Below are 384 nucleotides of genomic sequence, written 5' to 3'. Positions count from 1 at the left end.
GGCCAACCACACTACGGCGGTATCGTGGAAAGGATCATAGGCACAGCGATGAAAATGGTCCACGATGAATTACCAGGAACAACCTTTTCAAACCCTGAACAGCGTGTACATACAATTCGGAGAGTATGGCAACTCTGACGCTGCGTGAACTGGAGAGATGGCTTACGCTGGCGGTAGGTACCTATCATGGTTCGATACACAGCAGTCTGCTTCAAACACCGGCCGCATGCTGGGCAGAAGCTGTTGTGTGTGTCGGCGTACCGAGCATCATCACTCATGTCACGGCTTTTCTGGTCGATTTTCTTCCTGTCATCCGCCGCATCTTAACCCGGACCGGCTTTGTCATTGATTACATTCACTACTATGCAGACGCACTCAAACCGT

General features: G+C 51.0%; 1 pseudogene. It reads left to right on the top strand.

The features are described from left to right. Positions 1-125: 125 nt before the first annotated feature. Positions 126-384, top strand: a pseudogene (locus tag REG_RS14975) (Mu transposase C-terminal domain-containing protein); the annotation flags it as partial.

The organism is Candidatus Regiella insecticola LSR1, assembly GCF_000143625.1.
Lineage (GTDB): Bacteria > Pseudomonadota > Gammaproteobacteria > Enterobacterales > Enterobacteriaceae > Regiella > Regiella insecticola.
The sequence above is the reverse complement of the archived record's forward strand: the minus strand, read 5'-3'. Positions and strand labels throughout refer to the sequence as shown.